The following is a 22169-nucleotide window of genomic DNA, read 5'->3' as shown; positions in this document are numbered from 1 at the left end:
CCCCACGCGCACGCGAGTGCTCAGCCGCTGATGAACCAGGAGGCGGACAGGTTCCAGCCGCTCAGCGAGCCGCTCTCCTGCGCGTTCAGCCCCGGGGTCGTCTGCCAGTTGATTTGATTGGGGCCCACGGAGGGAATGGTCCAGTTGAGCGTGAAGGTGGCGTTGTTCACCGCGGTGGCCTGGTACTTGACGATGCCAGCGGAGGGGTTGCTGAAGTCTCCAGGGCTGGAGAACTGCCCGGACTGGCCCGGGGCGATGGTGCTCGGAGGCGGGATGGTCCACTGCTCGTCGGTGGTCGAGCTCACCAGCACGAGGTTGCCCTGCGTCTGGTTGACGATGGTGGCGGTGAGGCTCTCCGTGGAATCGGGAGATGGCTTGGTCTGGGCCGGCTTGTCGATGCTCACTTCGGGCATGGCTCACTCCTGGGTGAAGAGGGCGTCGTCACGGCGCGATGGCGTCGCGAGCTTGCTTGCCCCCCGTGCCCTCCCTCAGTGCAGCGCGCGTGCCGGGCACTTCGACGCCGCTCTCCCCGGGAATCCCCAGGCGCGGTGACCTCCGACACGGCTCTCGACATGTCGGGTCCCGCCTGCCGACACGCCGGACAGGGCTAGGATGTCGAGCACGCCAGGAGGGCTGGGAGGTCGCTGTCAGGCGGTCATCCTCGTGGCGTCCTGAACCGCCGATGCGCCCTGAACCGATGCCGTCCTCCGTGTCCTCCTCCGCCCCGCTGTTCCTCTCGAGTCAACCCGTTGGAGGCGTGACGCCCGAGCTGTACGCCCAGGTGCGGGCCCTCTATGAGCAGGGCCTCTACCTCCAGGCGTACCGGTTGACCGAAGCGGGCGTGCCCCTGGAGCGGTGGACCGGGGCCCGGGCGCGGGTGCTGGCGGGGCGACTGCTGCATCAGCTCGGCGCCTCGCGCGCGGCCTGGCTCCAGTGGACGCGCGCCTGCCGGGAGTCCCCGCGTGACGCGGAGGCCCGCTACTACTTCTCGGAGCTGCTCCAGCGCCGCAGGGGTCCGCTGGCCGTGCTGGACTTCCTGGACGGCCCGGTGGACCTGGAGGCCGCGTCGCTGGAGCAGCGCTCGGACCTGCTGCTCGCGCGCGCGGAGGCGCTCGTCGTGCTGCGCGACTTCGAGGACGCGGAGCGCTGGGTGAACGAGGCGCTCACCCTCGTGCCCGAGCACCCCTGGGTGTACGTGGTGCGCGCGTCGCTGCTGGAGGAGCAGGACCGGCGCGAAGAGGCGCTCGACGCGCTGAAGCACGCGCTCTCGCTGCACCCCTTCTACCGCCCCGCCGTGCACATGACGGGGAGCCTGCTCACGCACCTGGGGCAGGACGCGGAGGCGCTGGAGCTGCTGTCCACCGCGTCGGCGCGGCTGGAGTGCTCGGCGGTGTCGGGACAGCTCGCGCGGCTCCAGGAGGAGCTGGGCCTGTACGACGACGCGTGGGCGAGCTGGGAGCGGACGGTGCTGCTGGCGCCGAAGCTGGAGGCGAAGAACTTCGGCCTGCTGATGGCGATGTGCTCCGACACCATGTACCTGCGCGGAGACGTGGCGCGGGCCATCGAGCTGTCCGAGCTGAGCGGCTCGCCCTTCCACCAGCAGGTGGCGGCGCGGATGGAGGCGAACGCGGAGGGGCGCCGGCGGCTGTTGCCCGTGCGCTTCGTGCGGCAGCACCACAAGACGTGCGCGCCCGCGACGCTGGCCTCGGTGGCGGCGCTGTGGGACGTGCCGGTGGAGCACCTGCAGGTGGCGGAGTCCATCTGCTACGACGGGACGCCCGCGTACCAGGAGCGCCACTGGGCGGCGACCACGGGCTGGCACGTGCGCGAGTTCCGCGTCACCTGGGACAGCGCCCGCGCGCTGTTGGACCAGGGCATCGCCTTCACGCTCACCACGCAGGAGCCGGGCAGCAGCCACCTCCAGGCCGTGGTGGGCTACGACGAGCGCCGGGGCACGCTGCTGGTGAGGGACCCGTCCACGCGGCACCTCGTCGAGTTCGACACGGAGAAGGCGCTGGAGCACTTCGCCTCCTGTGGCCCGCGCGGCATGGCGCTGGTGCCCCTGGCGCAGGCCGCGCGGCTGGACGCGGTGGAGCTGCCCGAGGCCGCGCTGTACGACGCGCTTCACCGGGTGGATGCGGCGCTGGTGGCCAATGACCGGGCGGCGGCGAAGGGCGCGGTGGAGTCGATGGAGCGCGATGCTCCCGGCCACCGGCTGACGTGGCAGGCGAAGCGCGCGCTCGCGACCTACGACGACAGCACGCCGGACGCGCTGGCGGCGCTGAGCGGGCTGCGCGAGACGTACCCCGACAACATCAACTACCTGATGTCGTGGCTGGGCTGCCTGAACGAGCTGGGGCGCCGCGAGGAGCTGCTCGCCGTGCTGCGCGAGCGCGCCCGGGAGAAGAAGGCGCATCCGCTGCTGTGGCACGCGCTGGCGGCCGAGCTGATGACGGACGCGCGCGAGGAGGCCGAGGCGGAGCGACTGCTGGTGCGCACCCTGCGCGTGCACCCCACCTTCGCGCCCACGTATCGCTCGCTGGCGCGGCTGTGGGACTCGCAGCTTCGCCGTGACGAGGCGCTGCGGCTGTACCGCGCGGCGGCGTGCCTGGAGAAGCTGAGCGAGGGCCATGCCTGGAGCTACTTCGAGGCGGCCCAGGCGCGCGGCGAGACGGCGCGCGCGCTGGCCTTCGTGACGGACCGCTTCCAGCGCTTCGGGGCGCGCAACGGAGGGCCCGCGCGCACGCTGTGTCGCGCGCTGGAGTCGCTGCGCCGGCCCGAGGAGGCGCGCGCCGTGTTGGAGCAGGCGTGCGTGTCGCGGCCCGAGGATGGTGAGCTGTCCCTCTTCGCCGCGGAGCTGTCCGCGCGCGTGGGTGACGCGGAGGCGGCGTCGCGCCACCTGCGCTCGGCGGAGGGCCGGGTGCGGGACGTGGACTGGCACCGCGCCGCCGCGGCCCTGGCCTCCCAGCGGGGAGAGCTGGCGGAGGCGCTCGCGCACTGGGAGCAGGTGCTCGCCCGGGAGCCGCTGCCCGCGGATGCGCACCGGGAGCGGGTGCGGTTGCTCACGGATTTGGACCGTGCCCCGGAGGCGAAGGCGCACCTGGATGCGGCGTGCGCGCGCTATCCGAAGCACGCGGGCCTGTTGCAGCTGCGCGTCATGTGGACGCGGGAGCACGAGCCGTCGGCGGCCTTCGACGCGCTGGAGGCCTTCCTCGCCGCGCACCCGGAGGATGCGTGGGCTCGGCGTGAGCGCGCGGGCCTGTTGTCGGAGCAGGGACGGCGCGAGGAGGCGCTGGAGGAGCTGGCTCGCGCGGAGGTGCTGGAGCCTCGCAACCCGGGGCTGCACTACAGCCGGGGACAGATTCTGGAGGCGTGTGGCCGCAACGCGGAGGCGGAGCTCGCCTACCGCGAGTCGATGCGGCTCCAGCCCTCGCGCTTTGGAATGCGCGCGCTGATGGGACTGGCGACGACGCCCGAGGCGCGGCGGGCCTCGCTGACCTTCGTGCGCGACGCGCTGGAGGGCATGGCCCAGCTCGATGACACGGTGCTCGCCTTCGAGCAGGTGTCGCGCGACGAGCTGTCGATGGAGGAGCAGGGGGCCTGTCTGGAGGCCCTGCTCCAGCGTCACCCCGACTGCTGGGAGGCGTGGGTGGCGCGGCTGCGGCACCTGCTCCGCGCGCGGGAGCTGGACACCGCGGCCCGCGTGGCGGAGCAGGCCACCACGCGCTTCTCGCTGCTGTCTCCGGTGTGGCTGGAGCGCGCGCTGGTACACCGGGCGCGCGAGGACAGGGCCGGAGAGCGCGACGCGCTGGAGGCGGCGTGTCGGCACTCGCCGGGCTGGACGCGGCCGGCGTGCGAGCTGTCGGAGCTGCTGGAGCGCATGGGCGAGCCGCTGCGGGCGCGCGAGGTGCTGGAGCGGGTGGGCCGCGAGAATCCGCGCGACGGCGTGACGCGAGGCTACCTGGCGGACCTGCTGTGGCGCTCGGAGGAGCACGACCTGGCGCTGGAGCGTCTCTTCGAGGCGCTGCGGCTGGACCCCTCCTATGGGTGGGGCTGGGCGCGGCTGCAGGAGTGGGCGGAGGAGCGCGAGCGCAAGGCGGACGCGGTGGCCTTCGCGCGGGAGCTCTGCGCGCGGCCCATGCCGGAGGAGCTCGCGCGACTGGCGCTCGTGGAGCTGCTGGAGGCGGAGGGAGAACCCACGCGCGAGGAGCGACTGGCGCTGCTGGACGGGGCGCTGGAGTCCTCGCCTCGCATGGATGACGCGCACGACGCGAAGGCGCGGACGCTGGTGGAGGCGGGGCGCTTCGACGAGGCGCTGGCTGCCTGTGCCCCCGCGGCCTACGGCGGCGCGGTCCCCGTGGCGCTGCGGGGCCGGGCCGCGTGGGTGCTCTTCGAGAAGGGCGCGCAGCGCGACGCGGTGAAGGCGATGGAGGCGGTGCTCCAGGAGGAGCCCCTCTACGGCTGGGGCTGGCAGACGCTGGGCGAGTGGGCCGAGTCGCTCAAGGACGACGCGCTCCTCCGGCGGGCCCGTGAGGCCCTGGTGAAGTTGAGCCCGGATTCACCCGTGGCGCACGTGCAGTGGGCGGAGGTGCTCGCGGAGGCGGGAGACCTGGAGGGTGCCATCGCCGGGTGGAGGCGCGCGCTGGAGCTGGCGCCGGACTACGCCTACGCGGCGACACACCTCTTCGACGCGCTGCTGGGCAAGGGCCGGCTGGACGAGGCGGCCCAGGCGCTGGACGCGGCGCGAGGCCATGCTCCGGAGGTGCTCGTGGAGGCGCGCGCGGTGCAACTGGCCTGCGCCCGGAACGACGCGGCGGCGGCCCGGCGGCACGTGGAGCTGACGTTGGCGTCGCTGGGGAACAGCACCTGGTCGCTGGAGCGCTGCGTGGAGGCCATGCGCGCCCGGGGTTGGAGCTCGGTGATGGAGCGCGCGGTGGACGCGGCGCTGGCGACGAAGGGAGGCGAGGCGTCGGAGACGCTGGCGCGCGCCTGGGCGCTCCAGCACGCGGAGCGCACGTGGACGTGGCGGGCCTGGGGCCGGCTGCGCGCGCTGGCTTCCGGGAGCGCCGTGGGGGTCGAGGCCCTGGGCGTGTACGTGGAGCGGTTGGGCGAGCTGGGGCGCACCGTCCTGCTGTCGCTGTTCCTCGGCTTGTACCCGGGCCTGCTGCGCGCGCATGCGCGGACCTGGGGGGCCATGGGCTATGCGCTGATGAAGCAGCAGCGCCGGGCACGGGCGTGGAGCTGGCTGCGCGACTGGCGGGCGCGGCCCACCGGGGAGCTGCGCGACTGGATGATGATGAACGTGCTCGTGTGCGGCTACTCGCAAGGGCACCGCGAGGAGGCCGAGGCGGCCCTGGCCCTGGGGCTGACGCTGTCGGAAGAGGGCACCCTGGCCAACGACTTGCGGGTGTGGCGAGCCTTCCTCATCGCGCTGCGGGACGACGGGGACGCCTCGGGCACGGCGCTGCTGGAGGTGAAGCACTCGCCGGAGGACGGCCTGCTGAAGCTCGTCCTGGGCCTCGCCAGGACGGTGCAGGCGGCGCGGACGTCGGGCGCCCGCGCGGCGCGGAGGGCGCTGCGCACGGCGGAGCAGGGCATGGCGGGCTACCAGACGCATCCGGTGGCGCGCAGGGCGCATCGAGACGCGGTGGCCCGGGTGCGCGCCGTCGTGGGCTGGCGCGCGTGGCTGCGCTCCGCCTTCTGACGGTCAGCGCCGCGAGTCCAGCCAGGACACCAGCACGTCGGCATGACAGGGGCCGGGCTTGCACCAGCAGCCCAGCCGCTTGCCCCGCAGCGAGAGCACGTCCTCGCGCCAGGCGGCGTCATGCCGGGTGCGCAGCTCCAGGTACCAGCGGAAGGACTCGAAGGCGTCCACGTCCGGGCCCATGCGACGCAGGGCCTCCGCGTGGACCTTCTGCTGCTCCGCCTCCGGCAGCGCGCCGAGCCAGGGGACGAAGTACCTCTTCCACATGGCGCCCGGGGTGCCGACGCCTCCGGGCTTGAAGGGGTTGCCGAAGCGACCGGGCACGGGGTTGGTGGGGCTCGGCTTCGCCCACGCGCGGAAGGCCCGGCCCACGTACACGTCACAGCCTTCGTGCACATGGACCGCCGTGGTGCGCGTCCCGGTCATCGGCGTCACGCTCTACTTCTTGCGCTTCTTGCCGGACGCGGGGACGGCGGCGGCTTCGGCGGCCGCGGCGGCCTGCTCGGCGGCGACCTTCAGCTCGTCGCGCTCCTTGGACACGCTGGCCAGGTCGCCCTCCAGCTCGCCGACCTTCGTCTTGAGGGCCTCGTTCTCCGCGCGCAGCGTCTCCGTGTCCTTGCGCAGCACGTTCGCCTCGGCCTTCGCGCGGTTCAGCTCACGCGAACCCCCACACCCGACGAGGGGAACCACCGCCAGCATCGCCACGGCCATCCATGCCTTCATGTGAGTCTGCTCCTGTGTGCCCCGGGGACCTGGGGACCTGATTCATCCGGCGGGAGCAAGGGCCCGAAAGGACCGCGCCCGTCCCACCGGCATCGAACCGGCGAGCCTAGGCATGGAGCCCTCACGAGCGGAAGCCACCGTTGCGCCGGATGCGCTCGCGCCGGGGGCGGGAGTGTTTGCATCTCAAAACGGGCCCTCGGGCCCGGGCTCGGGAGTGCCAGCTCCTTGGACTTCGTGAATCCACACGGACTCGACGCCCCAGGTGAAGAGGGCGCGGTGGCGGGAGAGGACGGTGAAGCCGGGCGCCTCCACGGGTCGGGTGACGGTGAGGACGCGGGTGCCGGGGCGGCAGGCGCGCAGGCGAGCGACGAGGCGGGCCCGGGTGTCCGGGGCGAGGGCCGTCCAGTTGACCAGGACGTGGGTGGCCTCGGTCAGCGCCCCGTCCTCCCGGGTGGCGTCCCCCTGGCGCAGCACCGCGCCCGTCCTGGCCAGGGGCTCCGAGGCGAGCGCGACGTGCTCTTCGAGCAGCTCGATGCCCAGCGCCTCCGCGCCCAGCCAGCGCGCGGCGAGCAGGGTCCTCCCGCGTCCCGCGCCCAGGTCCACCAGCCGGGAGCCCTTCGTCACGCCGGCCTTCCGGAAGAGCGACAGCGCGGTGTGCACGGGCGTCTCGCCGTACATCAGCTCGTGGAAGTCCTGGCCGCTGGCGCGCAGGACGCGGATCAACTCGAAGGAGCGACGCGGGCGGTAGGGCGAGACGCGCACCTCGCGCAGCCACAGCCGCAGGTACGCGGGCACCAGCCGGGGACGCCACGCGAGCACGAGCAGGTCGCCCACCCGGCTCACCGCATCCAGCACCGCGCTCCAGGCGCTGAGGAGGAGGAGCCGGGGGAGGGACAGGTCGTCGGACGACGAAGCGCGCCGCGCGGGCGGGATGGGGGCGTCCTCGGCCATGGCTCGGGCGGGCGAGGATAGCGCACCCGCCCGAGCGTGGCTCCACGTGGCCCACGGAGGGCGCGGCGCGACTTTTCGTGGGGTGCTGGGTTGGTACCTCCAGACAGCGTGAGCCGGCCTGGCCGGCCCGCGACAGGAGGACTGCCATGAAGAAGAACCTGTGGGCCGTGGGGACGTTGGTGCTGGGGATGTTGGTGGCGCTGCCCGCGAGCGCGGCGAAGGCGGACCGTCGTCAGGTGAGTCAGCAGGCGCGCATCGTCCAGGGCGTGAAGAGCGGGGAGCTGACGGGGCGCGAGGCCGTGCGGCTCCAGTACCAGCACCGGGAGCTCCAGCGGGACATCCGTCAGGCGCGGGCGGATGACGGCCGGCTCGATGTCCGGGAGCGCGCGGGCATCCAGCGCGAGCAGAACCAGCTCAACCGCCGCATCCACCGCCAGAAGCACGACGCCCAGTCGCGTTAGGCGTGCCGAGCGGGCGGAGTGAAGCCCTGTTCGTGGAGCAGGCGCCCCGAGTCTGGACGGAGACACAGAGCAGGTGGGGTGAACGCCGTGGTCTCTCGGGAGAGGGACCACGGCGTTCTGCTGTGTGACGGCGGCTCAGGTCGCGGGGGCGGCTTTGGGGCGAGGCATCAGGTATTTCTGGACGACCTTCTCCAGCGCATGGACTTCCTTGTCGGTCAGGTTGCTGAAGTACCTGGTTCGCTTCCGCTTGGACAAGCGCCCTCCATTCTGGAGGCAGAACTGGACGAAGCGGTTGCGCAGCGTGTCCGGCAGCTCGACGACGCCGTCGAGTTTCGGGCGGGCCTCGCGGTAGCGGACGACAAAGTCCAGTTCGTCGCGGAACTCCGTGCGGATGGTTTCTTCCGTCCAGCGGTAGAGGTCCTCCGCCATGCGCGTGAAGTCGACGTAGCGATAGAAGCCGCTCGTCTTGCCCTTCACCGTCAGGAGTCCCTTCTCATTCACCGTGTAGTCGATGAGCTTCATCAGCGGCTTGGAGAAGGACTCGAGGCAGGCGTCGTACTGGTCCTTCCTCTGCAACATGACCGCGGAGATGGGGAAGATGAGCCCCTGGGGGGTGAACCCGGCCCTGGAGAGGATGTAGTGGATGAGCAGCCTGTGGAGCCGTCCGTTGCCGTCCTCGAAGGGGTGGATGAAGACGAAGCCAAAGGAGATGGCGGCCGCATGGACGATGGGGTCCACCTTGGAAGCCATCATCCGGTCCAATGAGGACAGCAGTCCCGCCATCAGGCGAGGGACCATCTTGCGCTGTGGCGGAATGAAATGGACAAGCTGCCGCAGTCCCCCCACGCCGACGGACTCCCCCACATAGTTCTGCTCTTCGCGGTAACCCTTCTCCGCGAAGCGTTCCACGATGACATTCTGCATGTGGACCAGCGCGGCCTCATTCAGGGACTCCAACGCTGGGAGCTCACGCAGGAGGGAGACGAACCGCGCTGCGCGCTGCTGGCTGGGGGTCTCCCACTCGATGTCGAAAGAGGAGCGGGTCTCCTTGGTGTAGAGGTAGTCGACGGCGCGGCGGAGGGCATCTTCGTCGTAGGACTTCACGATGAGCGCCGCCTCGTTCGCGAGCCGCTTCGCCTCGAACTCCTGGAGGACGGGCGTACGGCGCACCATGGGGCAGAAGTCCACATTGCCCAGGAGGTTGTCGCGCACGCGATGGCGCCGGCTGTTGATGGGCGCCGCTGTGTAGTAGTGCTTCGGGTCGAGCAACTCGACGTAGTTGCCTGTGGTCACGTCCTCGAGTGGAAGCCGACGTCCCGTGAGGAACTCGTAGAGAAACCAGAGCCGACGGGTGTTCTGACCGGTGGGGCGTGCCTGGATGTGGCGGGACAGCTCGTCCTCGAAAGGCCCCTGTTTCACCGCGCGGAACAATGCGGCGAGCACCTCCAGGGAGATGCCTTCGTGCTTGAGCGCGAACTCCAAGTGGTCACAAAGCGCTGGACCCGGGTCGTATGAACTCGGGTAGGTGACGAACTCGCGCCCGTCGCTGCTCCGCACATGCTTGACCGAGCCCGCGCAGGCCGAGAGCTGATGGGGAGGCACGACATCGAGGCCATGATCCTCGATGGCTTTCGCGTACCCGATGGGGATGCCTTTGTTCAGGTACATGGGGTCCCCCTTCAAGTACGTGTAGGATAAATACGGGTAGGACTAGGACCTTCAGTTGCAGTGAACTGCAGGCGCACCGTGCTCTGAAGAATCGATAGGACCCGGCACTGTCCCCTATGAAGTTGTTAGATGATTGCGGAAATCGTTAGAAAACGCCCCCTCACCCCAAAAATCATTACAAAAGTGAGGCCGATGAGGGAGCAACCAGGCTGAAAAGCCCCTGCTCGGAGACCTGCCCCGCAAACGAAGAAGGCCCCCACTTGGGAGGCCTCCAGGTGCCAGAGGACTGGCTGCTTCGCTTCTTCAGTGACGGCGGCTCAGGCCACAGGCGCCTTGGCGCGCAGGATCTTCATGAACTCGCGCATCCAGGCCGGGTGGTCCGGCCAGGCGCGGGCGGAGACCATGTTCCCGTCGACGACGGCGGCGGAGTCGACGAACTCCGCGCCGGCGTCCCGCACGTCGAGCTTCAGTGCGGGGTACGCGGCGCTCTTGCGCCCCTTGAGGACGCCGGCCGCGGTGAGCAGCCGCGGGCCATGGCAGATGTGGGCCACGGGTTGGTTCTTCTCGAAGAAGTGCCGGACGATGCGCTGGCAGTCGGCGTCGTTGCGGATGTACTCGGGGGCGCGTCCTCCGGGGATGACGAGCGCCACATAGTCGGCCGGCTTCACCTCCGAGAAGGCCAGGTCCGCCTGCCACGTGTAGCCGGGCTTCTCCGTGTACGTGTCGAAGCCGTCCACGAAGTCGTGCACCACGAACTGGAGCTTCTTCTTCGAGGGGGCCGCGAGGTGGACCTCGTACCCCTCCTCCAGGAGCCGCTGGTACGGGTACATCACCTCCAGGGACTCCGCCGCGTCACCTGCAAGCATCAGGACCTTGGCCATGAATGTCGCCTCCGATGGGGGTCTGAACGAACGACCGGCGCATCGTCACCGCTGGTCTGACCATCAGTCAATCAGGTAGTCTGTCCGCCATGGTTTCCGGACGGACGTTCCAGGCGGTGGTGCGTAACCCCTTGTATCTCCAGGTGGCGGAGCGGATTCGGGAGGCCATCCTGAGTGGAGGGATGCCGCCAGGGGACACGCTGCCGCCGGAGCGGGAGCTGGCGGAGCAGTTCGGGGTGAGCCGGGCCTCGGTGCGCGAGGCCCTCCGGGCGCTCCAGGCCCAGGGGCTGGTGGTGGGGAAGGGGAAGGGACTGGTGGCCCGGGCGGCGAGCGGGCTGCTGAGCGAGGCGCTGACGCATGTGGTGCGGCTCCGGCTGGCGTCGCTGGAGGACCTCGTTGATCTGCGGTGCGTGCTGGAGTCAGCGGCGCTGGAGCGTGCGGCACGGCGCGCGGACAGGACGCACCTGGGCGCGGCGCGTGCGGCGCTGGAGGAGATGCGGCGGCCGGGCGTCACGGCGGAGTCGTTCCATGAAGCGGACGTGCGCTTCCACGTGGAGCTGGTGGCGGCGTCCGGAAACAGGGCGATGCACCTGGTGATGCTCGCACTGCGAGATGCGATGGCAAGGCACCTGCTCGACGCGCTGGGGACGGAAGAGCCGGGCGTACTCCAGAGGCTCGCGGATGAGCACGCGACGATGCTGGACGCGGTGGAGCGAGGTGACGCCGCGCGCGCCGCCGCGCTGCTACGCGAGCACATCGAGGGTTTCTACCGTGCGTCTGTCTCCGTGCCGATGGAGGCCACACCACGCCAGGAGAACGCCCCGTGACGACTGACGGAACCGCAACCCTGTTGCGAGAGTTGGCGGCGGTGCTCCCCGCCGAGGCGCTCGTCACCGACGCGGACGTTCTCGACGCGCACCGGAGAGACCAGGCCGAGTGGGCTCCCGCCGGAGTCCCCCAGGTCCTCGTGCGTGCCACGTGCACGGAGGACGTGCGCGCGGTGATGCGCATCGCCTCGGCACGTCGAATCCCCGTGGTGCCGCGCGGCGCGGGCTCCGGACTGTCGGGCGGAGCGAACGCGCTCGACGGGTGCATCGTCCTGTCGCTGATGCGGATGAACCGCGTGCTGGAGGTCGACGCGAAGGGGATGCTCGTCGTCGTGCAGCCCGGGGTGCTGAACGCGGAGGTGAAGGCCGCCGCCGCCGCACATGGACTCTGGTACGCGCCGGACCCGGCGAGCTGGGAGTTCTCCAGCCTGGGCGGCAACCTGGCCACCAACGCGGGCGGCCTGTGCTGCGTGAAGTACGGCGTGACGGGGGACGCGGTGCTGGGGCTCGAGGTGGTGCTCGCGGATGGCTCGGTGGTGCGCACGGGCGGGCGCACGGTGAAGAACGTCGCGGGCTATGACCTGACGCGCCTGTTCGTCGGCTCCGAAGGCACGCTGGGCGTCATCACCGAGGCGACGCTGAAGCTGCGCCCCAAGCCGCCCAAGGCGACGACGCTGGTGGCCACCTTCCCCACGCTCGCGGGCGCGGGAGCGGCCGTCACGGACATCATGGCGCGCACCCGCCCGTCGATGCTGGAGCTGATGGACCAGCCCACGTGTCGGGCCGTGGAGGCCTACAAGCCGCTGGGGCTGGACGTGGACGCCGCCGCGTTCCTCCTGGCGCGCTCGGACGCGGGCGGCGAGCAGGGCGTGGCGGAAATCGAGGCCATGGCGGCGTGCTGCGCGGCCACCGGGGCGACCTTCGTCACCCACTCCTCGGACGAGGCCGAGGGCGAGCTGCTCCTCACCGCGCGCCGCCTCGCGTACCCCGCGCTGGAGCGACAGGGCGCCACGCTCCTGGACGACGTGGGCGTGCCGCTGTCGCGAATCCCGGAGCTGCTCGCCGCCGTCGAGCGCATCGCCGCCGACCGAGGCGTCCTCGTGGGCACCTTCGGCCACGCGGGGGATGGGAACATGCACCCCACCGTCGTCTTCGACCGCCAGGACGCGGCCGCGCTGGAGCGCGCGCGAGGAGCGTTCGACGACATCCTCGGCGCCGCACTGGACCTGGGCGGCACCATCACCGGAGAGCACGGAGTGGGCGCCCTGAAGCAGCCCTTCCTGGGCCGGCAGTTCGGGGAGGAGGGGCTGCGCCTGCACCGCCGCCTGAAAGGCGCGATGGACCCCTTGGGCATCCTCAATCCAGGCAAGGTGCTCTGAATCCCACGGCTCGACGTGCCGCGTCAGTGCACGGAAGTCCGGGCGCTTCTCGTGTGATTGCGCGCGGTTGTTCCACTGGCCTGGGAGGTCGGTCGAATATCTTCAGAGCGGATGTCGAGACCTCGCTCCTGGCTCCGACATCCGGATGAACGCGCCCCAATGAAGGAGCGCGGGTGCCACGAGAAAGAGGGAGCCCCCCATGAAGTACATGCTCATGATGAACACGCCCACGGGCGGTGCGTACGCTGTCGCCAGCTGGCCGAAGAAGGACCTCCAGGCGCACATCGGCTTCATGATGAACTTCGCGAAGAAGCTCGGAGCCGCCGGTGAGCTGGTGGCCGCCGAGGGACTCGCGGGGCCCGACCAGGCGAAGCGCGTGCGCGCCGGTGAGGACGGCAAGCCCATCACCGACGGCGTGTTCCCGGAGTCGAAGGAGTTCCTCGCGGGCTACTGGATTGTCGAGGTCGACAGCCCCGAGCGCGCCTACGCCATCGCCGCGGAGGCCTCCGCTGCCCCCGGGCCTGGCGGCAAGCCGCTCAACCTGTCCATCGAAGTGCGGCAGGTGATGAGCGGTCCTCCTCCCGACGGGGTGTGAGGGTGACGTTGGAGCCACGCCACCTGGAGCACCTGTTGCGCGAGCACGCGCCGCGGGTGCTGGGCGCCGTCATCCGGAAGTTTCGAGACTTCGGAGCCTCGGAGGACGCGGTCCAGGAAGCGCTGCTCGCGGCGGCCCTGCAGTGGCCTCGCGAGGGCGTGCCGGACGACCCGCGCGCCTGGTTGATTCAGGTCGCCTCGCGGCGAATCACGGACCACGTGCGCGCGGAGGCGGCCCGTCGCCATCGCGAGGAGCTCGTCGTCAGCCTGGTGCCACCAGAGCTCCAGCTCGTGCTCGCGCTGGACAGCGACGAGGTGGCGGGGCGGGATGCCGCGCTCGTGCTGCTGTTCATGTGCTGTCACCCGGCGCTGTCGACGGCGTCGGCGATAGCGCTGACGCTGCGCGCGGTGGGCGGGTTGACGACGGCTGAAATCGCCAAGGCCTTCCTCGTCCCCGAGGCGACGATGGCGCAGCGAATCAGCCGCGCCAAGCAGAGCATCAAGAGCTCGGGCGTACCGTTCCAGAAGCCCACGCCGGAGGAGAGCGCGCAGCGGCTGGGCACGGTGCTGCACGTGCTCTACCTCATCTTCAACGAGGGCTACACGGCGACCTCCGGGCCGGAGCTGCACCGCACGGACCTGTCGGGCGAGGCGATTCGCCTGACGCGAATGCTGCACACGCTCCTGCCCGAGGACGGCGAGGTGGCGGGGTTGCTCGCGCTGATGCTGCTCACGGACGCGCGCCGGAAGGCGAGGACGGGGCCGGAGGGCGAGCTGATTCCGCTGGATGTCCAGGACCGGAGCCTGTGGGACGCGGGGATGATTGCGGAGGGCATCGCGCTCATCTCCGCGACGCTATCGAAGGGCTCGCTGGGGATGTACCAGGTGCAGGCGGCCATCGCGGCCGTGCATGACGAGGCGGCGCGCGCGGAGGACACGGACTGGCCGCAGGTGCAGGCGCTCTACGAGGTGCTGATGCGCCTGTCCGACAATCCCATGGTGGCGCTCAACCACGCCATCGCGACGGCGATGGTGCGGGGGCCGGAGGTGGGGTTGGCGCTGCTGAAGGAGCTCGACGCGGAGGGGCGGCTGGAGGGGAGCCATCGGCTCGACGCGGTGCGTGCGCATCTGCTGGAGAGAGCGGGCAGGCACGAGGCGGCGGCTGTGCACTACCGGAAGGCGGCTGAGCGCACCACGAGCCTGCCGGAGCGCAATTATCTGCTGACGCAGGCGGCGAGGCTGAGCGAAGCGGGGACGTAGGCGGTGTGGACCCGGGTGTGTCGCGGGGAAGCCCCTATGCCCTGAGGTGCATGCCGCGAAATGCCGGGCCTCGACTAGCGTTCCTGAGCGGTGGAGGAGTTGGGGCTCTTTCATCGACGAGGGGGAAGACCATGTCCACCACCCATGTCATCCGACGTGGTGAGTGCATGTTGTTGGTCGCGCGGCGCTACGGAATCCTGGACTACCGGCAGGTCTACGAGCATCCGGCCAATGCGGAGCTGCGTCGCAAGCGGCCCAATCCGAGCGTGCTCTATCCCGGGGACACCGTGGTGATTCCGGAGCCGCGCCCCAGTCGGATGCCGCTCTACACCGGGCTGCCGCGTCCCCTCACCCTCGATGCGACGAGCGCCCGCTATCTGCGGCTCGAATTGCGAGACGACGAGGGCGCGCCGTTGGCGAGCAGGCCCTATCTCTTGTTGTTCGGGACTCGGGTGGTGGAGGGGGAGACGGACGGCAACGGCCTGTTGGTGCAGCGCGTGCCGCTCAGCGCGAGCCGTGCCGAGCTGGAGTGCGAGGACCAGTGGTGGGAGCTGGAGCTGGGCGCGCTGCGTCCCATGCAGGATGTGCCGGATGACGGCGTCGCGGGGGCGGAGGCGAGGCTCATCAACCTGGGGTACGCGCTGGAGCCGACGGGGCGGATGACGCTGGAGCTGCGCAGCGCGCTCCGAGCCTTCCAGCACCGCACGGGCCTGGCCGTCACGGGGCGGCTGGACGCGGAGACGTCGAGACAGCTCGAGGTGTTGCATGGGAGCTGAGTCATGACGGCGAAGGTGGCGAAGGTGCGAGGCCCGCCGGAGCTGGCGCCGAGGAAGGTGGTGGTGGCGACGGCGCCGGAGCGTGAGGCGCACCATGCGACGCTGCGCGAGGTGCAATGCACGGACTGCGCGGTGGGGCTCTTGCGCCAGTATGTGAGCGAGAGTCTGCGCAGACAGGGGAAGGTGGACCCGGAGCACCGACGGTTCCACTTGAGGGGTGACGAGGAGCTGGAGTTGTCGCGGACGACGCCGCTCGCGCTCCAGCTCGTGGGCCTCCGTCGGGAGCGCGGCATCGGCTCGCATGGGGACGAGGACCTGCTGCTCGTGCTCTATGCCCCTGCGCTGCTCGTCGACGCGGACCGCCCGGTGCTGGAGGCGGAGGGGCTGCGCGAGGAGAACGTGACGGATGCGCAGGAGTACGTGGACGCGGTGCTGGCGGACCCCGTGCACGCGCCGCCGAGAGGCTGGCCCTTTCCAGGAGTCGATGTCTCCTGTCCGAAGTGCAAGCACTGGCGCGTGGCGATGTTTCCGATGACGACGGAGACCGAGTGCGAAGGCCACGTGAGCGCGCTGGCGCCCGGCATCTACAACGCGCACTTCCGCGTCGCGCGGCATGAGGGAGCCTCGTCGCCCGTGCTCAGCCTCGCGGAGGACAAGATTCCCGTGAGGCGGCGTCATTCCACCGCCGAGTGGCTCGGCACGGCGAGCTCCGCGACCTTCCTTCCCCCCGGAGCCCGAGACGCAGGCGCCGAGGCCCGGCAGGTGTTCCGCTCACCCGAGGACTTCGAGACCTTCCTGCGGTTGGCGATGTTGTCGAAGCGAGCGCTCTGCCCCACACGACAGGCGGGCTGCGCCCAGGTGCAAGGCTGCTCGCCCCGAACCCAGGGCCTGGAGCCCTGTGACTCCGGAGCCTGTGGCTTCCGGTTCGACTACGTGCAGGCCGAGACGACCCGCGCGAATCTGAAGACGCTCGTGGCCCGACTGGGTGGGCCTGATTGGGACGACCTCTTCGAATCATCCTGAGGCGCGAGCGGCACCTCAACCACTGGGGAGCGTCGACCCAAGCTCAAGCTCGGGAGAACGGGAGCGGGGACACTCCCCAGGTGCGCGACAGCGGAACGCTAGTTACGAACGGTGGCGTGCTCCCTGGCCCAGTTGAGCGCGAGGTCCGCGACGGCCTCCCAGCCCGGCTGCGCCACGGTGTAGTGCGAGCGGCCCTTCAGCTCCACGTACTCCGTCACCGCCTTCGACTTCGCGTAGCGCTTCACGTTCTCCCGCTGGATGCTGGCGGGGAGGATGATGTCCGAGTCGCCCGAGAGGAACAGCAGCGGGGCGCGCTCGTCGTTCTTCAGATTCACTGTGACTTCCGAGCGCGGCGTCAGGTTGGCGAGGGCGCCCTGGAAGAGCGCGCGGCCCGAGCCCGGCACGTACTGCGTGCGGTACACCTCGTCCGACTCCTCCTGCGTCAGCGTGTTGGTGAAGGCGTAGTGGAACTGCTCGGGCGTCATCGGCGCGGGGCGGTTGACGTTGGCGGGGTTGAGCAGCGTGGACGCCGTCGACTTGATGGTGGTGAACGGCAGCGTGTAGACGCCCTTCACCGGCGCGGAGTGGATGGCGACGCCCGCGGCGCCCACGCCCCTGTCGAGCAGCATCTGCACGAAGGCGCCGCCGAAGGAGTGGCCCATGAGGATGGGCGGGGTGGGCAGCGCGCGGATGATGCGCTCGTAGTGGTCCACAATCTGCTTCACGCGCAGGTTCTCCAGCGGCGTGGGGTCCTTCTGGAGCGCTTCCACGCCGACCTCCAGGCCGGGCCAGGACGGGGCGATGACGCGGTAGCCGGCCTTCGTGAAGCGGTCCATCCACCCCTGCCAGCTTCGGGGCGTCATCCACATGCCGTGGACGAGGACGATGGTGTCGGGCTGGCTCTTCTGGACGGTGGCGCTCATGGCTTGCTCCCTCTTGGGTTCACCGCGTCGTCGCGGTGTGCGTTGCTGACAAGAGGAACAGTAGAGACTTGGGCCGCCGCGAAAAACGGGGCGCTCGGCAGAGGACTGTTTCCACGCGGGAAACAATCCTCCGCGAGCGGGGCGACCGCTACTTCGGGGCCGCGCCCAGCTTCTCCAGCATCTTCACGGCGTTGGTGCTCTTCGGGTCCAGCTCGAGCGCCTTCTTGTAGAGCCGGATGGCGTCGTCCTTCCGGCCGGCCTCGGCGTAGCCCTCGGCCAGGCTGTCGTGAGCGTTGGCGTTGGTGGGGTACAGCTCCACGTTGGCTTCGAACACCTTCACCGCGTCGGGCACCTTGCCCGAGTGCAACAGGCTGTAGCCGAGCTCGTTGAGGACGTCTGGGGTCACCTGGGTGTCCTCCTTCGTTGCGGTGCTCTTGCGCGTCTTGAACCAGGCGAGCGCGGCGTCGGTACCCTTGATGCGCGCCAGCAGGTCCGTCGTCATGCCGATGCCGTCGGGAGTGATGGTGTAGCCCTTCCAGCCGTACTCGGCCATCACACTCGCGATGAGACGGTCGAAGAGGTGCGAGCCGTCATCCGAGTTGGTCATGACGGCCACGCCGCTGCCCGACTCGAAGGCCATGAGGAAGCAGCGATAGCCCTCGTTCCCTCCGCCGTGACCAAACCATTCCTGTCCGGGCCGACGCATGAAGCCGATGCCGAACGCCTCTGACTGGCGGGTGAGCATCTGCTTCGCCATCGCCTGGGACACCACGCGGCGGGACTGGCCCTTGGTTGCCTTGGACATCTCCAGCGCGACGCGCGCCAGGTCCGACGGCGTGGTCCACAGTCCGGCGGGAGCCATCTCCGGGTAGGTGTGCCAGCGTCCCTCCACGCTCTTTCCACCGGAGTAGGTGCCGCTGGCGGCGAGGGGCTCCAGCTCCTTGGGCAGGGGCTGCTCGAAGGTGCTGTGCTTCATGCCGAGCGGCCCGAGCACGGTCTCCTTCATGATGACGGGGAAGGGCTTCTTGAGCTGGTCCACCAGCATCTGCTGGACGATGGTGGTGCCGCCGCCGCTGTAGCGCGTCAGCGTGCCGGGCACGGTGTTCACGCGCACGGCGGGCGAGTTCGCGGGCTTCTCTCCATCCAGGACCTGGAGGGTGGTGGGCACGGGCTCGGTGCTGGAGTAGCCGCGGAAGCCGCTCGCCGTCGTGCCCGCGCTGTGCGACAGCAGCCGGCGCAGCGTCACCTTCTGCTCCGTGGTGAACTCGTTGTCCGGCACCTTCCAGGAGACGAGCGTGTCGTTGATGTTCGCGTCGAGCGACCACTTGCGCTTCTCCGCGTGGTGCATCGCCGCCATCGCCGTCACGGGCTTGCTGATGGACGCGGCCTGGAAGAGCGTGTCGACGGTGACGGCCTCGCTGCCGCCCGCGTGCTTCACGCCATAGGCCTTGGCCCACACGAGCGCGCCCTTGTCGAACACGGCGATGCTCACGCCGGGCACGCCGTACAGCTCCATCCACTGCGTGAGCGACAGCTTGCGCGGCTCCTCGCCGGGAATCGTGATGGGAGAGAGGCCCTGCTCCACGCGAGCGATTCGAGCGGCCTCGCTGGGGCGGGCCAGCCACTGCGTCGTGGGCTCGCGGGTGTCGGCGGCGGTGAGGAGGCCCACGGCCACGAGGCCCGAGAGGGCCACGGAGACAAGGCGGGAGAAAGGTCTGCGGTGCATGGAGGGTTTCCTGGTGTGACTCGTGCGGGGTGACGCGTCACCTGAGCCCTACGAGTTTCCTCTGGGTCGCTTGCACTCGCCACGTCTTGCGTCGTCACGACCTGGTGGAAACCCCTGAGCAGGCGAGCGTCAGTGTCCCGCAATCCGCCGCGCGGGTGTCTCCGGGGTGACAGACACGCCCCGTCCCGCGCGCGCGGCGAATCTGGGAAGTCCCCGAGTCGAGAATGAAAGGACGGTCTCGATTTCCCAGCAGGGGGTGAGGCATGGGCGGCACGACAGCGATTCGAGGTGGCTCGCCGACGACTTCGTCGGGGGCCTCGGGAGCGGATGCGGCCCGACGTGCGGAGGAGGCTCGAAGGCGCGCGGAGGCCGCGAGGAAGGCAGCGGAGGCGGCGCGTCGAGCGGCCGAGGAGGCGCGAAGGGCAGCGGAGGCCGCGCGTCGCGCGCAGCAGAAGGCGCAGGCGGACGCGGCGAAGGCGAAGACGCGGGCCGAGGCGCCCGGGCAGACTCCGAAAGAGGCCAAGGCCTCCCGGAAGGAAGCGGTGGAGGCGCAGCGGGCGGAGAAGCTCTCCGCGCAGCGAGCGGCTCGGGCCGAGGAGGCGCGGCAGGACGCGGAGGAGAAGGCCGCGCGCTCCGCGCAGCGTGCGCAGGGCGCCATGCAGGAGGCGAACACGCAAGCCACCGCGCAGGGCCTGGCGCCACCGTATGACGAGCAGCGCCTCAAGGGCGTCACGTCCAATGCGGTGCGGGACACGTCGGCGTCGAGCTTCGAGGCCGCTTCGAGCACCGAGCTGCGCGACAAGCTCTTGGGCAACGTGTCGGCGCCTCCGGAGGCATCGTCGCTGCTCACGGAGGACGCGAAGGACGGCAAGGTCAACTGCCTGGATACGGCGGCGGACTGGGTGGACAAGGCGTCGCCGGAGCTGCTGGGGCGCTCGGAGATGGTCTTCCTGAAGGACCAGCGGACGGGGACGGAAGGGCAGACGGGGCACGTGGTGGTGCGCCAGGGTGAGCAGGTGTTGGACCCGACGACGAACAAGTCGTACGAGTCGCTGGACGCGTACAAGAAGGCGCAGCCGCAGTACACGGAAGCGGGCACGGTGTCGGCGACGGATGCGAAGCGCATCTTCGACACGCCGCCCGGCTCACCCGAGCGCGCCGCGGAGCTGGACAGGGCGAAGCTGTCGCCCGAGCTCCAGTCGATGATGGTCGCGGACGCGAGCGCGCCGGAGAAGGAGGCGTGGGACCGCTACGACGCGCACGTGAAGAAGGGCCCGCCGGATGTGACGGACATCCCGAACGGGGGCCTGCGCCAGGAGATTCGCGACGGCTACAACGCGACGACGCAGCGACTGAAGGAAGAGGCGAACAAGGCCACTGTCGACCGACTGCGGCAGGAGCTGGGCGCCACGCCCGAGGGCCAGAAGGCGCTCGCGGACCTGGATGCGCGCGGGGTCGAGGTGAAGGTGGTGGACGACGCGTCCTATCCGGAGCTGCCCGGCGAGAAGACGGACGGCTACGCGTTGCCGGGCAACGGAGACATCACGTTGCGGCGCTCGGCGGCCAATTCGGACGTGTTGCTGCGCGAGGCGCGGAACTCGGCGCGGACGCAGGAGCTGAAGTTGCCGGCGACGGCGGAGGACGGCAAGCGGCTGTCCGCGGCGGTGACGGAGCGCATCGACGCGAATCCGCGTCAGCCAGTGGAGTTCGAGGCCGATGGCATCCACGTCGTGGCGATGCGGAACGCCACGCCGTCCGTCGTCGAGCACGGGGGCAGTGCCTTCGACTTCCTGGGGGGTGGGCGGATGCATGTGCCCGGGGCCTCGCCGTCCTTCACGGACGTGGCGCAGAGCGAGGGCCGGCAGCCGGGGAGCGACACCATCGTCAACACCAGCTTCTATGACTTCGCCCTCTTCGGAGACAGTCCGGTGGGGCAGGTGATTGAGAACGGGAAGGTGATTGGGGGTGAGTCGTCACCGGACCGGTTCTATGCGGCGTGGACGTCGAGTGGCCTGAAGTTCGGGCAGGGAGATCCGCCGGCGGATTCGAAGGTGGCCTTTGGTGGCGCGGTGCCGGTCATCATCAACAACACGCCGTATGGCGACGGGAATCAGTACAAGCCGGGGACGTCCTCGGCGGCGCCGCTCACGGGAGACCCGGGGGCGTATGCGTCCGACCTGACGCAGCGGAACAACGAGAGCTTCAAGGCGCAGGACAAGCGGGGGACCGAGGTCGGGAAGGTCATCGTCGGTTACGACCGGGACACGGGCACGACGTATCTGGTCGCGCAGGAGGACGGCAAGAAGCCGGGCAAGACGCTCGCGGAGATTCGCGACTCGCTGGTGAAGCTGGGGGTGGATGACGCGGTGTCGTTCGACGGCTCGGACTCGGCCACGCTGGTGCGGGATGACCAGGTGAAGGTGGACCCTGGCGCCATCAAGGACCAGACCATTCCCTTCGGATTGAAGCTGAGCCTGCCGTGACGTGAGGCGCGCGGGGGCCTGGGTGTGGGCCGGGCCTCCCAAAAGTAATCCTGGATGTAACCGTGTGGGCGCTTCTGGCGAAGAAGGGGTGTCTGTCCCTCATCGCTCTCGGAGGAAGCGCCCATGAATTCGCTGACCAAGGTGGATGGCCGTTCGTCGATGCGCCAGCAGGGCCCGAAGACGGATGACGCGCAGCGCGCGGACGAGGCGCGCAAGCAGGCGGAGGCGGCAATCAAGGCGGCGAGGGCGGCGCAGGATGCGGCGAAGCAGGCGCGTCTGCAGGCCGAGGCCGCGAAGAGGGCGGAGGCGCAGGCCTCGCGGGCGCGGGAAGAGGCGGAGAAGAAGGCGAATGCTCCGAAGCAGACGCCGGAGCAGCGGGAAGCTTCGAAGAAGGCGCTCGCGGAGGCGCAGGCGGCGGAGAAGGTGGCCGAGGCGAAGCTGGCCCAGGCGAAGGAGAAGTACCAGGCCGCCGCGGCGAAGGAGCTCGAGACCGCCCGTCGCGCGGAGAGGGCCAAGCAGAAGGCGAATGAGGCGGCGGGCGAGGCGGGGCAGAAGCCGCCGTACGGCAACAATCCGGAGGTCGGGCCCAACGGGAAGTCGCGGTCGTCCTACGAGAGCGGGCAGGTCCGGCCGGACATGGAGAGGATGATGGGCCGGACGCAGTCCGCGAACGGCATGCAGTCCGACAGCACGATGCAATCCGCGTCGGGCATGCCGATGATGAAGCCCTCGGAGATGATGCAGTCCGTGAGCGTCTGAGCGCGGGCGAGCGCTCCCCACGTCACATCGG

The 22169-nt window shown here is 70.2% G+C and carries 18 protein-coding genes; 10 read left to right on the top strand and 8 right to left on the bottom strand.

Features of this window, described 5'->3' with window-relative positions; translation table 11 throughout:
• Nucleotides 1-20: 20 nt before the first annotated feature.
• A complete protein-coding gene (locus LZ199_RS23445) occupies nucleotides 21-413 on the bottom strand; it encodes a hypothetical protein (RefSeq protein WP_253995966.1) in 393 nt (130 codons plus the stop codon).
• Nucleotides 414-757: 344 nt separating this feature from the next.
• Here LZ199_RS23445 and LZ199_RS23440 point away from each other — a divergent pair, with 344 nt between their 5' ends.
• Nucleotides 758-5704, top strand: a complete 4947-nt coding sequence (locus tag LZ199_RS23440; protein ID WP_253995965.1) for a C39 family peptidase — start codon at nucleotides 758-760, stop codon at nucleotides 5702-5704.
• A gap of 3 nt (nucleotides 5705-5707) precedes the next feature.
• Here LZ199_RS23440 and LZ199_RS23435 read toward each other — a convergent pair whose 3' ends face one another.
• The 3 genes from LZ199_RS23435 to LZ199_RS46480 all read right to left on the bottom strand — a co-directional run bounded on the left by LZ199_RS23435 (nucleotide 5708) and on the right by LZ199_RS46480 (nucleotide 7378).
• Nucleotides 5708-6130, bottom strand: coding sequence for a DUF4326 domain-containing protein (locus LZ199_RS23435; protein WP_253996087.1), 423 nt, complete (start codon nucleotides 6128-6130; stop codon nucleotides 5708-5710).
• Between the two features lie 12 nt (nucleotides 6131-6142).
• Nucleotides 6143-6427, bottom strand: a complete 285-nt coding sequence (locus LZ199_RS23430) for a hypothetical protein (protein WP_253995964.1) — start codon at nucleotides 6425-6427, stop codon at nucleotides 6143-6145.
• A gap of 183 nt (nucleotides 6428-6610) precedes the next feature.
• On the bottom strand, nucleotides 6611-7378 hold the full coding sequence (locus LZ199_RS46480; RefSeq protein WP_267145154.1) for an SAM-dependent methyltransferase: 768 nt from the start codon (nucleotides 7376-7378) through the stop codon (nucleotides 6611-6613).
• A gap of 146 nt (nucleotides 7379-7524) precedes the next feature.
• On the opposite strand from LZ199_RS46480, the gene LZ199_RS23415 reads away from it, so the two are divergent.
• Nucleotides 7525-7839: a hypothetical protein gene (locus tag LZ199_RS23415; protein ID WP_253995963.1), complete on the top strand. Its 315-nt coding sequence runs from the start codon at nucleotides 7525-7527 to the stop codon at nucleotides 7837-7839.
• Between the two features lie 135 nt (nucleotides 7840-7974).
• Here LZ199_RS23415 and LZ199_RS23410 read toward each other — a convergent pair whose 3' ends face one another.
• Together LZ199_RS23410 and LZ199_RS23405 are read right to left on the bottom strand one after the other, a co-directional pair.
• A complete protein-coding gene (locus LZ199_RS23410; RefSeq protein ID WP_253995962.1) occupies nucleotides 7975-9507 on the bottom strand; it encodes a Fic family protein in 1533 nt (510 codons plus the stop codon).
• Nucleotides 9508-9824: 317 nt separating this feature from the next.
• A complete protein-coding gene (locus LZ199_RS23405; RefSeq protein WP_253995961.1) occupies nucleotides 9825-10388 on the bottom strand; it encodes a DJ-1/PfpI family protein in 564 nt (187 codons plus the stop codon).
• 89 nt (nucleotides 10389-10477) lie between these two features.
• On the opposite strand from LZ199_RS23405, the gene LZ199_RS23400 reads away from it, so the two are divergent.
• From LZ199_RS23400 to LZ199_RS23375, 6 genes are all read left to right on the top strand, one after another.
• Nucleotides 10478-11215: a FadR/GntR family transcriptional regulator gene (locus tag LZ199_RS23400; RefSeq protein WP_253995960.1), complete on the top strand. Its 738-nt coding sequence runs from the start codon at nucleotides 10478-10480 to the stop codon at nucleotides 11213-11215.
• Nucleotides 11212-12594 carry an FAD-binding oxidoreductase gene (locus tag LZ199_RS23395; protein ID WP_253995959.1) on the top strand — a complete coding sequence of 461 codons (1383 nt, stop codon included), beginning with the start codon at nucleotides 11212-11214 and terminating at the stop codon, nucleotides 12592-12594. The genes LZ199_RS23400 and LZ199_RS23395 overlap by 4 nt, the downstream gene beginning before the upstream one ends.
• 199 nt (nucleotides 12595-12793) lie before the next feature.
• On the top strand, nucleotides 12794-13189 hold the full coding sequence (locus LZ199_RS23390) for a YciI family protein (RefSeq protein ID WP_253995958.1): 396 nt from the start codon (nucleotides 12794-12796) through the stop codon (nucleotides 13187-13189).
• A gap of 2 nt (nucleotides 13190-13191) precedes the next feature.
• On the top strand, nucleotides 13192-14448 hold the full coding sequence (locus LZ199_RS23385; protein WP_253995957.1) for an RNA polymerase sigma factor: 1257 nt from the start codon (nucleotides 13192-13194) through the stop codon (nucleotides 14446-14448).
• A 131-nt stretch (nucleotides 14449-14579) separates the two neighbouring features.
• Nucleotides 14580-15224: a peptidoglycan-binding domain-containing protein gene (locus LZ199_RS23380; protein WP_253995956.1), complete on the top strand. Its 645-nt coding sequence runs from the start codon at nucleotides 14580-14582 to the stop codon at nucleotides 15222-15224.
• 3 nt (nucleotides 15225-15227) lie between these two features.
• Nucleotides 15228-16247, top strand: a complete 1020-nt coding sequence (locus LZ199_RS23375; protein ID WP_253995955.1) for a hypothetical protein — start codon at nucleotides 15228-15230, stop codon at nucleotides 16245-16247.
• 98 nt (nucleotides 16248-16345) lie between these two features.
• Here the strand turns inward: LZ199_RS23375 and LZ199_RS23370 are convergent, their stop codons facing one another.
• Nucleotides 16346-17170, bottom strand: a complete 825-nt coding sequence (locus LZ199_RS23370; protein WP_253995954.1) for an alpha/beta hydrolase — start codon at nucleotides 17168-17170, stop codon at nucleotides 16346-16348.
• 148 nt (nucleotides 17171-17318) lie between these two features.
• Entirely contained in the window at nucleotides 17319-18896 is a 1578-nt protein-coding gene (locus tag LZ199_RS23365) for a beta-lactamase family protein (protein ID WP_253995953.1), read from the bottom strand.
• Nucleotides 18897-19159: 263 nt separating this feature from the next.
• Here LZ199_RS23365 and LZ199_RS23360 point away from each other — a divergent pair, with 263 nt between their 5' ends.
• Both LZ199_RS23360 and LZ199_RS23355 read left to right on the top strand, forming a co-directional pair.
• On the top strand, nucleotides 19160-21379 hold the full coding sequence (locus tag LZ199_RS23360; RefSeq protein WP_253995952.1) for a phosphodiester glycosidase family protein: 2220 nt from the start codon (nucleotides 19160-19162) through the stop codon (nucleotides 21377-21379).
• A gap of 123 nt (nucleotides 21380-21502) precedes the next feature.
• Nucleotides 21503-22138 (top strand): hypothetical protein, encoded by a 636-nt coding sequence (locus LZ199_RS23355; RefSeq protein WP_253995951.1) that lies wholly within the window; start codon nucleotides 21503-21505, stop codon nucleotides 22136-22138.
• Nucleotides 22139-22169 lie beyond the last annotated feature (31 nt).

Origin of the sequence: Myxococcus qinghaiensis, assembly GCF_024198215.1 — a bacterium.
Lineage (GTDB): Bacteria > Myxococcota > Myxococcia > Myxococcales > Myxococcaceae > Myxococcus > Myxococcus qinghaiensis.
The sequence above is the reverse complement of the archived record's forward strand: the minus strand, read 5'-3'. Positions and strand labels throughout refer to the sequence as shown.